15 protein-coding genes are annotated in these 15,057 nt (G+C 74.3%); 8 read left to right on the top strand and 7 right to left on the bottom strand.

Features of this window, described 5'->3' with window-relative positions:
* The first annotated feature begins 31 nt into the window (after nucleotides 1-31).
* The 5 genes from ACQXVK_RS11145 to ACQXVK_RS11125 are packed head-to-tail and all read left to right on the top strand — an operon-like array spanning nucleotide 32 to nucleotide 5,340.
* Nucleotides 32-1,237, top strand: coding sequence for an alanine racemase (locus ACQXVK_RS11145; RefSeq protein ID WP_430853604.1), 1,206 nt, complete (start codon nucleotides 32-34; stop codon nucleotides 1,235-1,237).
* Nucleotides 1,237-2,079, top strand: a complete 843-nt coding sequence (locus tag ACQXVK_RS11140) for an IclR family transcriptional regulator (protein WP_022908270.1) — start codon at nucleotides 1,237-1,239, stop codon at nucleotides 2,077-2,079. The genes ACQXVK_RS11145 and ACQXVK_RS11140 overlap by 1 nt, the downstream gene beginning before the upstream one ends.
* On the top strand, nucleotides 2,076-3,053 hold the full coding sequence (locus ACQXVK_RS11135; RefSeq protein WP_430853603.1) for a sugar kinase: 978 nt from the start codon (nucleotides 2,076-2,078) through the stop codon (nucleotides 3,051-3,053). Before ACQXVK_RS11140 ends, ACQXVK_RS11135 begins: the two co-directional genes overlap by 4 nt.
* A gap of 17 nt (nucleotides 3,054-3,070) precedes the next feature.
* Nucleotides 3,071-3,733: a bifunctional 4-hydroxy-2-oxoglutarate aldolase/2-dehydro-3-deoxy-phosphogluconate aldolase gene (locus ACQXVK_RS11130; protein ID WP_402269167.1), complete on the top strand. Its 663-nt coding sequence runs from the start codon at nucleotides 3,071-3,073 to the stop codon at nucleotides 3,731-3,733.
* Nucleotides 3,730-5,340: an N-acyl-D-amino-acid deacylase family protein gene (locus ACQXVK_RS11125; RefSeq protein WP_430853602.1), complete on the top strand. Its 1,611-nt coding sequence runs from the start codon at nucleotides 3,730-3,732 to the stop codon at nucleotides 5,338-5,340. The genes ACQXVK_RS11130 and ACQXVK_RS11125 overlap by 4 nt, the downstream gene beginning before the upstream one ends.
* 25 nt (nucleotides 5,341-5,365) lie before the next feature.
* Here ACQXVK_RS11125 and ACQXVK_RS11120 read toward each other — a convergent pair whose 3' ends face one another.
* Complete coding sequence (locus ACQXVK_RS11120) at nucleotides 5,366-5,755, bottom strand: RidA family protein (RefSeq protein WP_430853601.1); 390 nt, start codon at nucleotides 5,753-5,755, stop codon at nucleotides 5,366-5,368.
* A gap of 249 nt (nucleotides 5,756-6,004) precedes the next feature.
* Between ACQXVK_RS11120 and ACQXVK_RS11115 the strand changes: the two genes are divergently transcribed.
* Nucleotides 6,005-7,249 carry a hypothetical protein gene (locus tag ACQXVK_RS11115; RefSeq protein ID WP_430853600.1) on the top strand — a complete coding sequence of 415 codons (1,245 nt, stop codon included), beginning with the start codon at nucleotides 6,005-6,007 and terminating at the stop codon, nucleotides 7,247-7,249.
* 106 nt (nucleotides 7,250-7,355) lie between these two features.
* On the opposite strand, the gene ACQXVK_RS11110 is transcribed toward ACQXVK_RS11115, so the two are convergent.
* The 3 genes from ACQXVK_RS11110 to ACQXVK_RS11100 form a co-directional block, all read right to left on the bottom strand.
* Nucleotides 7,356-7,847, bottom strand: coding sequence for a pyridoxamine 5'-phosphate oxidase family protein (locus ACQXVK_RS11110; protein ID WP_402269159.1), 492 nt, complete (start codon nucleotides 7,845-7,847; stop codon nucleotides 7,356-7,358).
* 294 nt (nucleotides 7,848-8,141) lie between these two features.
* Nucleotides 8,142-8,765, bottom strand: coding sequence for a hypothetical protein (locus ACQXVK_RS11105; RefSeq protein ID WP_416394863.1), 624 nt, complete (start codon nucleotides 8,763-8,765; stop codon nucleotides 8,142-8,144).
* A gap of 138 nt (nucleotides 8,766-8,903) precedes the next feature.
* Nucleotides 8,904-10,013, bottom strand: a complete 1,110-nt coding sequence (locus tag ACQXVK_RS11100; RefSeq protein ID WP_416394866.1) for an LLM class flavin-dependent oxidoreductase — start codon at nucleotides 10,011-10,013, stop codon at nucleotides 8,904-8,906.
* A 149-nt stretch (nucleotides 10,014-10,162) separates the two neighbouring features.
* On the opposite strand from ACQXVK_RS11100, the gene ACQXVK_RS11095 reads away from it, so the two are divergent.
* Entirely contained in the window at nucleotides 10,163-11,071 is a 909-nt protein-coding gene (locus ACQXVK_RS11095; RefSeq protein ID WP_430853599.1) for an SDR family oxidoreductase, read from the top strand.
* 134 nt (nucleotides 11,072-11,205) lie between these two features.
* Here the strand turns inward: ACQXVK_RS11095 and ACQXVK_RS11090 are convergent, their stop codons facing one another.
* From ACQXVK_RS11090 to ACQXVK_RS11080, 3 genes are all read right to left on the bottom strand, one after another.
* A complete protein-coding gene (locus tag ACQXVK_RS11090) occupies nucleotides 11,206-11,886 on the bottom strand; it encodes an SGNH/GDSL hydrolase family protein (protein ID WP_430853598.1) in 681 nt (226 codons plus the stop codon).
* Between the two features lie 146 nt (nucleotides 11,887-12,032).
* Nucleotides 12,033-12,743, bottom strand: a complete 711-nt coding sequence (locus ACQXVK_RS11085) for an SGNH/GDSL hydrolase family protein (protein ID WP_430853597.1) — start codon at nucleotides 12,741-12,743, stop codon at nucleotides 12,033-12,035.
* 133 nt (nucleotides 12,744-12,876) lie between these two features.
* Entirely contained in the window at nucleotides 12,877-13,665 is a 789-nt protein-coding gene (locus tag ACQXVK_RS11080) for an NRDE family protein (protein WP_430853596.1), read from the bottom strand.
* A gap of 65 nt (nucleotides 13,666-13,730) precedes the next feature.
* On the opposite strand from ACQXVK_RS11080, the gene ACQXVK_RS11075 reads away from it, so the two are divergent.
* Nucleotides 13,731-15,050, top strand: coding sequence for a bifunctional phosphopantothenoylcysteine decarboxylase/phosphopantothenate synthase (locus ACQXVK_RS11075; protein ID WP_430853774.1), 1,320 nt, complete (start codon nucleotides 13,731-13,733; stop codon nucleotides 15,048-15,050).
* Nucleotides 15,051-15,057 lie beyond the last annotated feature (7 nt).

Below are 15,057 nucleotides of genomic sequence, written 5' to 3'. Positions count from 1 at the left end.
GTGGAGGCACCGCAGACGCACAGGAGGATCGATGACGACCACACCCGGCACCGTCACCACGAAGGGCGCTCCCGACCCGGCCGCCCCGACGGACCGGCACGTCCTCGACCACGCGCACCTGCCGGTGATGACGCTCCGCGAGTCGGCCCTGGCGAACAACACCCGGGTGATGCAGGCGTACGTCGAGCGCCACGGCCTGTCCTTCGCGCCGCACATGAAGACGCACATGGCACCGGCCCTCGCCGCCCGCCAGGTCGCCGCCGGCGCCTGGGGTGTCACGGTCGCGTCGGTCCAGCAGGCGATGGTCGCGTGGGAGCACGGGTTCCACCGGATCCTCGTCGCGAACGAGGTCCTCGACCCCGCCGGACTCGCCTGGCTCGCCTCCCGCCGCGCCGAGGACCCCGCCGCCGACGTCCTCTGCTGGGTCGACTCCCCCGCCGGCGTCGACGCCGGTCGCGCCGCGCAGGACGCGGTCGACGGCGAGCTGCACGTCGTGGTCGAGGTCGGGTTCCCCGGGGGTCGTACCGGGGTCCGCACCGCAGGACAGGCACGCGACCTCGCGCAGCACGTGCACGAGGTCGGACTGACGCTGCGCGGGGTCGCCGGGTACGAGGGCGGCCTGCCGGACGTGGACGCCGCCCGCGCCTACGTCGACGGCGTGCTCGAGGTCGCTGCGGCCGTTCGCCCGCTGGTCGACGCTCCGCGTGCGCTGCTCAGCATGGGCGGCAGCGCCTGGTTCGACGGCGTGGTGGACGCGGTCGCGGACCGCCCGGACGACCTGGACGTCGTGCTCCGCTCCGGTGCGTCGCTGACCCACGACGACGGCTTCTACGCCGAACGCACCCCGTTCCACCGGCACCCGGACGAGGGCTCGCTGCTCCCGGCGATCGAGGTGTGGGGCCGGGTGACGTCGTGCCCCGAGCCCGGGCTCGCGCTGGTCGCGGTCGGCAAGCGGGACATCTCCTTCGACGAGGGGCTGCCGGTGGTCCGGTCCGTCCGTCCAGGAGGCGCGGCTGGCGTCCGTCCCGTCACCCCGGCCCCCGGGGCGGTCACCGTCACCCGCCTCGACGACCAGCACTGCTACCTCGCGCTGGCGGACGGGGCACCCGGGCTGACGCCCGGCGACGTCGTCGTGTTCGGCGTCTCCCACCCGTGCACCGTGTTCGACAAGTGGCGCCGGGTGGTCGTCATCGACGACGACGAGACCGTGCTCGAGACGATCGAGACGTGGTTCTGATGCGCGCCACGACCCCGGTCGCGCCGCTCGGCGACGACGCGCCGGCCCGCAACGCCGCCCTGTCCCTCCGCCGTGGTCTGCGGCTGCTCGACTGCATCGCCGACCGCACCCGGAACGGGGAGCCCTCGGTGTCGCTGACGGTGCTCGCCGCAGAACTCGGCACCTCGAAGTCGACCGTGCTGCGGCTGACCGCGCCGATGCTCGAGAACGACCTGCTGCGCCGCACCCCGGACGCCGGCTTCACGCTGGGACTCGGCGCGCTGCTGCTCGGGCAGAGCTACCTCGAGGGCATCGACCTCCGCGCCGCCGCAGCACCGTTCCTCCGGCGCACCGCCGAGCGCACGGGGCTCACCTGCCACCTCGTCGTGCCGGACGGCACCGACATCGTCTACGTCGACAAGGTCGAGACCCGGGGCACGGTCCGGATGGGGTCGCGCATCGGCAACCGGCTGCCGATGCGGAACACGGCCTCCGGCAAGGCGATCGTGGCGTTCGGCGAGCCGGAGCTGCTCGAACGGGTGCTCGCGGAACCGGCCACCGCGATGACCGAGCACTCGATCGTCGACGACGACCGCTGGCGGGCCGAGATCGACCGGACGCACGGCCGCGGCTACGGCATCGACGACCGCGAGAACGAGCCCGACATCCGCTGCGTCGCCGCGCCGGTGCTCGACCACGCGAACCAGGTCGTCGGCGCGATGAGCATCTCGGGGCTCGCGTCCCGGTTCCCCGCCGCCGCGGTCCGCGAACTGGGCGACGGTGTCGTCCGGACCGCACGCGAGATCTCGGTCGCACTCGGCTCCTCCTCGGCGCAGCTCGCCCTGGCGAAGGGGACACGGTGACCGGCCGCGTGGTGACCTTCGGGGAGACGATGCTGCTCCTGACCGGCCCGGGCATCGGTGCGGTCCCCGACCTCGACCACATGCGGGTCGACACCGGCGGCGCCGAGAGCAACGTCGCGATCGGCCTCGTGCGCGCCGGCGTCCCGACGACGTGGATCGGCCGCGTCGGCACCGACCCCGCCGGGGACCGCGTCGCCCGGGACGTCCGGAGCGAGGGCGTCGACGTCGTGGCCGTGCCGGACCCGGACCGGTCGACGGGGATCATGATGAAGGAGCGTTTGACCGACGGGCGGACGCGGGTGACCTACCACCGCCGGGGCTCGGCGGGATCGGCACTGCGGGCGACCGACCTGCCAGACAGCGTCGTGGAACGTGCGGCGCTCGTGCACGTCACGGGCATCACCCTCGCGCTCTCGGACGACGCCCGCTCCGCCGTCGAGGCCGCACTCGACCGCGCCGACGCCGCCGGGGTGCCGGTGTCGTTCGACGTGAACCACCGGCCGAAGCTCATCGACGCCGTGACCGCCCGTGCCCGCTACCGAGCGGTCGCCGAGCGGTCCGCGATCGTGTTCGCCGGGGACGACGAAGCCCGGCTCGTGCTCGGGCTCGCCGACGACGAGGGCGACGACGAGACGCTCGCGCACGAACTCGCCGCCCTCGGCCGGGGCCGCGCGGTCGTGAAGCTCGGCTCGCGCGGAGCGGTGGCCTCCGTCGACGGCGTGTTCCTCCGGCGCCCGGCGACCCCGGTGCGCGTGGTCGACCCGGTCGGCGCGGGGGACGCCTTCGTCGCGGGGTGGCTCGCCGCGACCCTCGGTGGCGCCACGTCGACCGAGGCGCTCGACCGAGCCGCCGACGCCGGAGCGCTCGCCTGCACGATCGAGAGCGACTGGCGCCGCCCGGACCCGGCAGCACTGCACGACCCGACCACCCCCACGGACGTCGACCACGCCGTCCACGACCGCGTCGACCGCTGAGGCGAGGAACGAAGACCATGACGAACACCACCAGCACCGACCCGGCGACCGAGCCCCGCGTCCGGCACCGCCACGCCGCCGGGCCCGCGATCGCGATCCTCCGGGGTGGCACCGGCGACCACGTCGAGGACGTCATCGCGACCCTCGTCGACGCCGGCGTGCGGGCGATCGAGCTCACCACGAACACGCCCCGTTGGCGCGAGGGCATCGCCTGGGCGGCCGACCGCTACGGCACGGCGGCGTCGATCGGCGTCGGGACCGTGCTCGAACCGAGCCAGCTCGACGAGGCCGCTGCGGCGGGTGCCGTCTTCGCGGTGAGCCCGCACCTCGACGCCGACATCGGGGAGCGGGCACACGAGCGCGGGCTGGGGTGGTACCCGGGGGCCGCGACCCCCACCGAGATCGTCCGCGCCTGGCGACTCGGAGCACGCGCGGTCAAGGTGTTCCCGGCCGCGCCGCTCGGCGGGCCCGCCTTCCTCAAGCAGGTGCTCGCGCCGCTCGACTTCGTCGACGTCATCCCGACGGGCGGCATCGGCGTCGACGACGCGTCCGACTACCTCGCGGCCGGTGCGGTCGCGGTCGGCCTCGGGTCCCCGCTCGTCGGGGACGCCCTGACGACCGGCGACCTCGACGGCCTCCGCACCCGCGCCGAGCAGCTCGTCGCGGGACTCAGCCGGTGACGACCGAGGTCCTGCTCACCGGCGGCGCGGTCGTCGACACCGACGGGTCGGCGCACCGGACGGACGTCCTCGTCCGCGACGGGGTGGTCACGGAGCGGGGGGACGCCGGCCGGATCACCGCCGACGCCGAAGCCACCGTGGTCGACTGCACCGGCCGCCTCGTCCTGCCCGGTCTCGTCGACGCGCACTCGCACGCGGGGTCCCTCGTGTTCGACGAGACCGTCCAGCTCGCGCTCCTCCGACAGGGCGTCACCACCATCATCACGGGGCAGGACGGCGTCGGACCGGCACCGGGCGACGGCTCGTACGCCGCGCGGTACTTCGCGGCCATCGACGGCTCCCACCCGACGTACCGCGGCGACGGCCTCGCGGGACTCCTGGCGACCTACGACGGCACGACCGCGCTGAACGTGGCGACCCTGGTGCCCGCCGGCACCGTCCGGCACGAGGTCATGGGTGACGATCCCGCCCCGGCGGACCCCGAGCAGCTCGATGCGATGCGCGCCCTCGTCCGGCAGGGCATGGCGGACGGTGCGGTGGGGCTCGCGACCGGACTCGACTACGTCCCCGGACTGCACGCGGACACCGAGGAGATCGCCGCCCTCGCCGCCGAGTCGGCCGCCGCCGACGGTGTCTACGTCACGCACATGCGCGGCGGCTACGAGGCGAACGCGGGCGCCGGCATCCAGGAGATCGTCCGGATCGTGCGCGCCGGCGGTGGTCGGGCCCACGTCTCCCACCTGCATGCTCCCGTCGACCTCGCCCTGGCGGAGCTCGCCCGGGCCGAGGCCGCCGGCGCGCCGCTGTCGTTCGACGCGTACCCGTACTCGCGCGGCTGCACCATCCTGTCGATGCTGCTCCTGCCGGCAGACCTGGCGCGGCCCGGCACCGACGACCTCACCAGGGCCCTCGCGGCGGACGACGGTCGTGTCGAGGTCCGGGCCGCCGTCCTCGATCGGGTCCTCGGGCGCGCGGACCTCGGACCGGGGTGGGCCGAGCAGATCACGCTGTCGCACGTCCCCGCGCCTGCGTTCCACGCGCTGCAGGGTCGCACGCTCGCCGACGCCGCCGCGGCCACCGGAACGGACCCCGTGGACCTGGCGCTCGACGTGCTGGTCGACTCCGACCTGCAGGTCACCGTCGTGATGCGCGTCCCGCACCCGCGGACACCCGAGCAGCTGGCGGAGCTGTTCCGGTCCGGCGGACACACCGGCGGGTCCGACGGCATCTTCGTGGGGACGCACCCGCACCCCCGGGCGTACGGCACGTTCGCGCGGTACCTCGGCGACTTCGCCCGACCCGGAATGCTGTCGTGGTGGGACGTCCAGCAGCACCTGTCGACCGTTCCCGCCGAGCGGTTCGGCCTCGGGCTGCGCGGGGCCGTCGCGCCCGGGTGGATCGCCGACCTCGTCGTCGTCGATCCCGAGCGGGTCCGTGCACGGTCCTCGTACGCCGAGCCGATGCTGCTCGCCGAGGGCATCGACGACGTCCTCGTCGCCGGGGTCCCCGTGCTGACCGCCGGTGCCCTGACGCACGCGACCCCCGGTGCAGGCATCCGTCGGACGACGTGGAGCCGTCCGGCGACTGCGAGCGCCGGGGGTCGATGAGGCTTCGCTCAGCGATCCGGGCGGGTCACTCCGCCGAGGGCAGCACCGCCACCACGTCGATCTCGACGAGGATGTTCGCCAGGTGCGACTGCACCGTGGTGCGGACCGGGTACGGCTGCGAGAAGTGCTTCGCGTACTCCTCGTTGAAGGCGGCGAAGTCGCGGTCGGAGTGCTCGAGGTGCACGGTCGACTTCACGACGTCGTCGAGGGTGGCACCGTGCTCGGCCAGGACGGCGGCGACGTTCGCGAGCACCTGGGCGGTCTGGCCGGCCACGTCGTCGGCGATCGCGCCGGTCGCCGGGTCCTGCGGGCCGAAGCCGGCGGTGTAGATGAAGCCGTTCGCGACGATGCCCTGGCTGTAGGGGCCGGCGGGCTTCGGCGCGGCGTCGGTCACGATGGCGGTCTTGTTCGGCACGGTGCTCCTCGGTGTCGATCGGGATCGTTCGGTCGTCGCCCCGACGGGCCGGCCGCGCCGTCGCGGCCGGAGGACGACGCGACCAGGCTAGGCGAGCGCCCCGCGCCGCACCCGACCCACCACCGGACGCGTTCCGTTCTGCACAACGCCAGTCGCGCCTCCCGGGCACGCCGTGAGGAACACCCAAGCATCGTCCGTCTACGCTCGTACCGTGCCCTCTGCCCTGCCCGAACGCCGCGGAGCGCCGCGGTGAGTCGACTGGACGGGACCCTGACGGAGTCGATCGCGAGCGGACGCCGCCGGGTCATCGACCTCGCGACCGCGCTGCCGGCGTGGGCCGCGGTGCTCCTGGTCTGGACCGGAGGCCGCATCGTCTCGACGTTCTGGCTGGCCCTCGCCTACCCGCTCATCGGTCGCGCGCTGCCCGAGAACGCGATCTGGGGCAACGGCCACGGCTTCCTCAACTTCCTGACCGCGTGGGACGGGCAGTACTACGAGCAGATCTCGGTGCACGGGTACCCGACGAGCCTGCCGCTCGACGCCGCCGGCAACGTCGCACAGAACGCATGGGCCTTCCTGCCGGCGTTCCCCTTCACGATCCGGATGCTGACCGCGTCGACGGGGGTGCCGTTCGACGTCGGCGCCCCCGTGATCGCGCTGCTCGCCGGGCTCCTCGCCACGTACCTGCTGCACCGTCTCGTCCGCGACCGCGCGGGGTCGTCCGCGGCGATGTGGGCGGTGTTCTTCTTCACGTGCGGGCCGCTGTCGTTCCTGCTGCAGGTCGGCTACGCCGAGAGCATGTTCCTGGCGCTCGTCTTCGGGGCGCTGATCGCCCTGGAGCGTCGGCGGTACGGGCTGCTCACGGTCCTCGGCGTCGTCGCGTCGTTCACCCGGCCCGGGGCCCTCGCGATCCCGCTCGTCCTCGGGGTCGTCGCGCTGGTGCGGTGGATCCGTGCCCGGCGGACCGAGGGGGTCCGCTCGCTCGACGTCTTCCCCGTGGCGGAGCGGGTCCGGGTCGTCGCCGCTGGCCTCGTGATGGCGCTGGCCGGGTTCGCGTGGCCGGTCATCGCCGCGCACGTGACCGGGTCACCGAACGCCTACCTCGAGACCGAGATGTCCTGGTGGGTGAACTTCATCGGCCGGGTGGACTTCCTGCCGCTCACGCCGTGGTTCCTGATCGCCGGCCGGTGGCTGGGCGTCGGCGGCATCCTCATCGTGGTGTTCCTGCTCGTGTCCTACCCGGTCTGGCTGCTCCGTCGGTCGACCCGTCGCCTCGGGTTCACGACCGTGGTGTTCTCGGCCGCGTACGCGCTCTACATCTTCGCGGTGTCGCTCCCGATGGCGTCGACCCCCCGGCTGCTCATGCCGCTCGCGCCGCTGTTCGGATCGCCGGAGCTCGTGGCGAAGCCGTGGATGCGGTGGACCCTCGTGGTGTGCGCGTTGCTCGGGCAGCCGGTGCTCGTCGCCGTCCTCTGGCTGCTCGGCCCGCCCTGACGCGGCACACCCGGCGCCCGCGGTGTGCGGGGCCGGGTGCGTGCGGTCGGACGGGTCCGGCGGGCCGGGGTCCGGCGGGCGGGGGTCCGGTGCGTCGGTCGCCCGACTAGAGCTCGACCGTCCCGTGGTCGCCGGTGTCCGGCTGGCTCTGCTTGCCGATCGCGGCCTTGAGCGTCTGCACGAGGCTGCCGACCGGGCCGGTGTCCTGCGTCCAGTACTCGACCGAGTCGCCCTCGACGGTGAGGAGCCGGATCGAGGGGTCCTGACGGCCCTCCGGGAACCAGGCCTCGGCGAACGGGGACCACAGCTCGTCGATGACGGTGTCGTCCTGGGTGACCCTGGCCGTGCCGGCGATCGACAGGTACCCGCCCTGCGACTCGATCGCCACGTTGACGTGCGGGTTGCGGGCGATGTCCTCGACCTTCTCGCTCCCGTCCTGCACGAGGAACCGGAGGGTGCCGTGGAACGCCTTGTCCTGCACGGCGAGGGGCCGGGCGTGGAGTCCGCCGTCCTCGCTCACGGTCGTCAGCAGTGCCGTTCGGGCTCCGTGGACGATGTCCGAGATGGCTGCGCGCTGGTCTGCCTCTGTGTCGGTCATGGTGCTCCTCTCGCGTCGTGCGCCCCGTTGTGCTCGACGTTCGGCCGGCCCTCGGGCGCTGTCCGTTCCGGCCAGTCTGCTCTGCGACGCTGAGCGCGTCCGGCGGACAGGGCTGCGGAGCCGTGCGGGCGCTGTCGCGTGCGGGAGTGTGCGACAACACCGATGTCGTACGACAGCGACGATGTCGCCGCCGCGCGCGTGCAACCGTTGCTCCCGCAAGGAGCGACTTCGCGGACATCGTACGACAGCGACGATGTCGTTCCGGGTCGCCCCGCCCGCCCGGAGGCCCCGGCGTCAGACGGGCTCGCGGATCGTGGTCTCGACGTCGACGACCTGCGGGATGCGCGGCATCGACGCGAACCCGAACGCCACCGGCGGGTCGAGCGGCGCGAGCTCCCCGAGGGGCTCCCCCGCCCAGGTCCCCCTCACGCCCGTGACGTCGTGCGCCCCGGTCACGCCGTAGTACTCACGCCGCCCGTTGCCCGCCGAGCCCGCGGTGCCCGATCCGGGCGCGACGAGCCGCGCGACCGGGTCGATCGCGGCGAGCCACCGGGGGTCACGGGCGACCGGCTTCGGGACGATGCGCAGGATGCGCCCGAGCGGCGAGATGCCACCGACGTCGATCGAGGCCTCGAGGGCGCCGGCGGCGAGCTCGAGGCCCCTCGCGGTCCGACGTGCCGAGACGTCGACGACCGAGACGGTGTCGAAGCGGTAGGTGCCGGAGACGTAGGCGGCCACGATCTCGTCCGGCGCGAGCAGCACCGACGAGCCGTCGGGGAGTTCGAGGAAGACGTCCGTGAAGGCACCGAACGGCGAGCGTTCCCACATGCCGACCACGATGCGGACCCCGGAGGTCGTCCCGACGCCCATGATCCGACCACGGAACCGACGTTCGAGGGCAGCGGGGCGTGACGTCATGCCCTGGACCGTACCCGGCGACCCCGTGAGGGGCGCGGATGCGGCGAGCCGCGCCTCCCGGCCACCGCAGACGCAGCCGAGCGCACCACCGGAGCACGGCCGGCGGCACCGCCGACCCGGGGCCGGCGACGCCGCGCGCTACGCGACCGGAACCGGCTCCGCGAGCAGCTCCCGCACCCGCGGCGCGACCTGCGTGCCGTAGAGCTCGATCGACCGCATCATGTCGTCGTGCGGCAGGCGACCCGTCGCGTACCGCATGTCGAACCGCGAGACGCCGAGGATCCGCATGTTCCGCGCGATCTTCCGGGCGACCGTCTCCGGCGACCCGACGTAGAGCGAGCCGCCGGCCGAGAGCCCGGCCCGGTAGCCGGCGACGTCGAGGGGCGGCCAGCCGCGCTCCCGGCCGAGCTGGTCGGTGACGGCCTTGTGGTAGGGCCAGTAGCGCTCGGCGGCCTCCTCGTCGGTGGCGGCGATGAACCCGGGCGAGTGCATGGCGATCGGCTGCTGCGGCAGGTCGAGCTGCGCGAGCGCCTGGCGGTAGAGGCGCGAGAACGGGGCGAACTGCGCGGGCTGCCCACCGATGATCGCGAGGAACAGCGGCAGGCCGTACGACGCCGCACGGATGACGGACTGCGGGGAGCCGCCCACGCCGACCCAGGTCGGGATGGGGCCGTGCTCGAGCTTCGGGAAGACGTCCTGGTCGGTGAGCGATGCGCGCTTCGTGCCGGACCACGTGACCTTGTCGCCGCCGCGCAGGGCGGCCCAGAGCTGGAGCTTCTCCTCGAAGAGGACCTCGTAGTCACGCAGCTCGTAGCCGAACAGCGGGAAGGACTCGGTGAAGGAGCCGCGGCCGAGGATGACCTCGGCACGGCCGTCCGAGATCGCGTCGACGGTGGCGAAGCGCTCGTAGACCCGGACCGGGTCGTCGCTCGACAGCACCGTCACGGCCGAGCCGAGCCGGATCGTGCGGGTCGACGCAGCGATCGCGGCGAGGACGACCTCGGGCGCGCTCACGATGAAGTCGGCGCGGTGGTGCTCGCCCACGCCGATGAAGTCGATGCCGACCTGGTCGGCGAGGACGGCCTGCGCGACGACGTCGCGGATGCTCTGCGCGTCGGACTTGACGCTGCCGTCGGGGAGTTCGGTGACGTCGCCGAACGTGTCGAGGCCGAGCTGCACGGGGCCGATCCGCTCGGGTGCGGGCGGCGGCACGTCCGAGGGACGGTCGGTGCCGAATGCGTTGCTCATGCTGTCCTCCTGATCACGACCGACCGTGGGCGGCCGGCGATGGACGGCGACCGACCGGTGGTGACCGGCTGGTCGACAGTTCCATGCGTTTGTATGAATCTACCACGCGCGCACCGGATCCGCACCTCCCGGCGAGTACGGTCGCGGGCATGCCCCAGATCCCCGACCAGACCGGCCGCCGCATCGTCGTCACCGGCGCGAACAGCGGAACCGGCAAGGAGACCGCCACGCGCCTCGCCGCAGCCGGGGCCTCGGTCGTCCTGGCCGTCCGCTCGACGGAGAGGGGTGACCGTGCCGCGGCCGACATCCGCGCCGCACACCCCGGCGCCGACGTCGAGGTGCGCGAGCTCGACCTCGCCGACCTCGCGAGCGTCCGACGCTTCGCCGCGGGCATCGTGGCGGACGAGCGGGCCCTCGACGTCCTCGTGAACAACGCCGGCGTGATGGCCCCGCCGAAGCGGTTCGAGACGGTGGACGGCTTCGAGCTGCAGTTCGGCACGAACTTCCTCGGCCCGTTCGCCCTGACGAACCTGCTGCTGCCCTCGATGCTCCGGTCCCCCGACGCCCGTGTCGCGACGATGTCGAGCCTCGCCGCGATCCCCGGCCGGATCCGGTTCGACGACCTGCAGTGGGAGCGCGGCTACAACGGCTGGCGTGCCTACTCGCAGTCGAAGCTCGCCGACCTGCTGCTGGCGCTGCACCTGCACCGGATCTCGGTCGAGCTGGACTGGCCGCTCGTGAGCACCGCCGCGCACCCCGGGTACACCCGGACGAACCTGCAGTCGGCCGGTCGGTCCCTCGGCCGCTCGAAGCCCGTCCGTTCCAGCGACCGCGCGCTGCCCTTCACGCAGGGCGTCGAGCAGGGCTCCGAACCGCTGCTGTACGCAGCGGTCGGGCCGAACGCGGTCGGCGGCGCCTACTACGGACCGTCCGGTCCCTTCGGCCTGGTCGGTCCGACGACCACGGCGTCGATCCCCGGATCGGCACGGAGCGCGGACCTCGCCCGGTCACTCTGGGCGGTCGCCGAGGACCTCACCGGCACGACGCCGCCGGTCTGACCGGCTCGACGCCGCCGGTCTGACCGGCTCGACGCCGTCGGTCTGACCGGCGGATCGGGCGGGCATGGCGACACGGCGCACGTCCCGCCCGTCGGGTGGGCCCGGAGGCGCGGCGCACCCCCGCCCGTCGGGCGTCACAACCGCACGTGGTCGCGTCCGAGGGCGGCGGTCACCGCCGCCGCGATCGCGCGCTGGCCGCGCGCGGTCGGGTGCACGTCGTCCGCCTGCATCCAGTCGGCGTGCCCCCGGAGCGGCTGGCCGACGTCGACGAAGGCGCCGCCCGTCCGCCGCACCGCGGACCCGAGTGCCGCGGACACCGCCGCGAGCTGTGCCGGGGGCGCCTCGTCCGACCAGATCGCGCTGAGACCGACGATGCGCGCACGGGGCATCGTCCGGTGCGCGTCCGCGACGAGCTGTGCGGTGGCCCCGTCGAGCACGTCGTCGTCCTGCCCGAGGTCGTTCGAGCTCGCCTGCAGCACGACGACGGCGGGGTCCAGCGCGGCCGCCCGGTCGAGGAGCTCGTCGTACGTCGCGGCACACTGGTCGTCCCCCTCGACGAGCACCCCGGCGCCGTCGCACCCGAGGTCGGTGAGCCGCAGGTGGTCCCGCGTCGCGATGAGCTCCGGCCACGCCAGGCCCGCCGCCAGCCCGTGCCCGCGGGTGATCGAGTCCCCGATGACCACGACCCGTGACGGGACGCCGTCGGTTCCGGCGAGCGCCACCATCGTCGTGACGTCCGGCGAGCAGGCGGTCAGCACCAGCGCCGCCACGACGGCCGTCCCCGCGGCGAGGACGCGTCGGACGATCGGGGGCACGCTGCGACGGTAGGACCGTCGGCTGTGGCGCACCCGTCACCCGGGTGCGCGTCCGGACAGCTTCCGCCCGACGCCCGACGCCCGACGCCGGACCCCTGACGCCCGACGACCGCGGCCCAGCCCCGGCCCTGCCGGGCCCAGCGGCGTCAGAAGCGCACGTGGTCCCGTGCGAACGCGGCCGTCACCGCCGCGGCGATGGCCTGCTGTCCCCGCGCGGTCGGGTGGACGTCGTCGGACTGCATCCACGTCGGGTGTCCACGGAGCGGCTCGCCGATGTCGACGTAGGTGCCGCCGTCCCGGGCGAGCGCGTGCCGGAGCGCTGCCGAGATCGACGCGAGCTGGGTGGGCGGGGCGTCCTGGTCCCAGATCGCGCTGAGCCCGATGAGCCGCGCGTGCGGGAGTCGGCGGTGCACGTCCTCGACGACCCGGTCGGTCGCGCTCCGGACCTCGGCGGTGTCGAGCCCGAGGTCGTTCGAGCTGGCCTGCAGGACGACGACCTCGGGCCGGAGGTCGACGGCGCGCTTCACGAGCGTCGCGTAGGCGCTCGCGCAGTCGTCGTCGTCCCCGATCGCGGCGACGCCGGCGCCGTCGCAGGACAGGTTCGTGAGCGACCACCCCTGCCGGTCGGCGACGAGTGCCGGCCACGCCTCGGCCGTCGTCAGCCCGTGGCCGCCGGTGATCGAGTCGCCGATGACCACGACGCCGGTCCCGGCCGCGTTGTCCCACGGGGTGCTGGTCGCCTCGGACGGTGCGGTTGCGCCGACCGCGCTCGACGGGCTGGCGGCACACGCGCCGAGCCCGAGCACGACGACGGTGGCGGCGAGCACGGCGAGCACGGTCCGGGTTCCGGTGGTCACGAACGGTGACGGTACGCGCACGGACCAGGGCTGGTGGCGCGATCGCGCTGCGGGTGCGCTCAGGCGCGGTGCGCTCCGGAGGGACGGGCCGAGCGCTCAGGCGCGGTGCGCTCCGGAGGGACGAACCGAGCGCTCAGGCGCGGTGGAGCTCGACCGAACCGTCAAGGCGCCCCGGCTCGGTCAGCCGGGCGTGCTGCAGCACCGTGCGCGCGGGTCCGACGGCCGCCGCGACGATCGACAGCGTCGCGACGTGCCCGTCGTGCTCGTGCGCGTCCCGGAGGATCGCGTCCGGATCGTCCGCGGGCAGCGCGGCCGACTCGGCGAGCAGGCCGAACCATCCGCTCCACCCGTCACCGGCATCGACCCCGGCGTCGGCCGTCCGCAGTTCGTCGAAGGGGCCGAGCACCGGCGGTCCGACCGGCGCGTCCACGGCGCGGAAGGCCTCGAGCCAGCGCTCGATGCGCGGCGCCCGGGGGTCGTCCGGCTCGCCGTGGGTGACCATGTGCACGCCGGGGCCGAGCACGGTCGTCCGGACCTCGGTGCCGTCCCACGTCGTGACCTCGGCGCCGTCCGAGGTCGCACGGACGAGGTTGAAGGCCCGGGTCGTCGGCACCGTGCCGTCGTGTCCCGGCAGCACGCCGGCGACGGCGTCGAGCGGGACGACCCCGCGGGTGGTCCAGGTGCTGTCGGCGCTCGCGACCGGTTCTCCGCGGTTGAGCACCACGGCCAGCCCGGCCGCGTCGGAGGCCGCGAGCCACGCGCCGCCGGCCGAACGGTCGCGGACGCCGCGGATCGACGGGTCGCGGTCGGGCCACCAGGCGGCGGGCGGGTCCCACGGTCGCTCGGGCGACTCGTCGCGCAGGGCGAGCATGGTGACGGGCCACGCGGACCCGGGCTCGACGCGGACGACGACGGTGCACATGGGATCGATCCTCGCACGACGCCCCGGGTAGCGTGACCGGTGTGAACGCAGCAGCAGAGCGCCGTCTGACCGTCGTCGTCGGGATCACCGGGGGCATCGCCGCGTACAAGGCCGTCGGGGTGGTCCGCGACCTGGTCAAGCGGGGCCACGACGTGCACGTCGTCCCGACCGAGGGGGCCCTGCGGTTCGTGGGGCTCCCCACCCTCGAGGCGCTGAGCCGCAACCCGGTGACCACGAGCGTCTTCGACGACGTCGCCGAGGTGCGCCACGTCGCGCTCGGCCGCCGGGCGGACCTCGTGGTGGTCGCCCCGGCCACCGCCGACGCCCTCGCCCGGATGGCCGCGGGGCTCGCCGGGGACCTGCTCGGCACGACGCTGCTCGCGACCGAGGCTCCCGTCGTGGTCGCACCCGCGATGCACCCGCAGATGTGGGAGCACCCGGCGACCCGGGCGAACGTGGCGACCCTGCGCGACCGTGGCGTCCACCTCGTCGGCCCGGTCGTCGGGGCGCTGACCGGCGACGACGCGGGGATCGGCCGGATGGCGGAGCCCGAGGACATCGTCACCGCGGCGCTCGCGGTGCTCGACGACCCCGCGGGCACCGACCGAGCGGGCACCGACCGAGCGGGCACCGAGCGGGCGGGCACCGACCGCGCAGGCGCCGAGCGGGCGGGCACCACCGGGGTCGCCGGGACCGGAGCCCGTGGCGAGCTCGGTGACCTCGCGGGCGTCCGCGTCGTCGTCAGCGCAGGCGGCACCCGCGAGCCGTTCGACCCGGTCCGGTTCGTCGGCAACCGGTCGAGCGGTCGGCAGGGCATCGCGATCGCGGCCGACGCGGCCCGGCGCGGCGCCGAGGTGACGCTGGTGAGCGCGAACGTCGAGGCGTCGCTCACCGCCGGGCTCGACGTGCGGGTCGTCGCCGTCGGGTCCGCGCTGGAACTCGCGGACGCGGTGCACGCGGCAGCAGCCGAGGCCGACGTCGTCGTGATGACGGCGGCGGTCGCCGACTACCGTCCCCGCGAGGTGCGCGCCGAGAAGCTCAAGAAGGAGGCGCAGGGCGAGACCATGACGCTCGAGCTGGTGAAGAACCCCGACGTGCTGGCCGACCTCGTCGCGGCCCGCCGTACCGGGCAGATCATCGTCGGGTTCGCCGCCGAGACCGAACCGGACCGTGATTCCCGCATCGCGCTCGGACGGGCGAAGATCGCCCGCAAGCCGGCGGACCTGCTCGTGGTGAACCACGTCGGCTGGTCGTCGGGGTTCGAACGCGAGGAGAACGCCATCGAGGTGCTCGTCCCCGGCGGCGACGTGGTGCGCGAGGCGTCCGGCAGCAAGGCCGAGGTGGCCGCGGTCGTCCTCGACCTCGTCGCGACCGCACTGACCTGAGCCCCGC

It is taken from the genome of Curtobacterium sp. AB451 (assembly GCF_050585845.1).
Classification (GTDB): Bacteria; Actinomycetota; Actinomycetes; order Actinomycetales; family Microbacteriaceae; genus Curtobacterium.
This window is presented reverse-complemented; position numbering and strand designations above follow the sequence as displayed.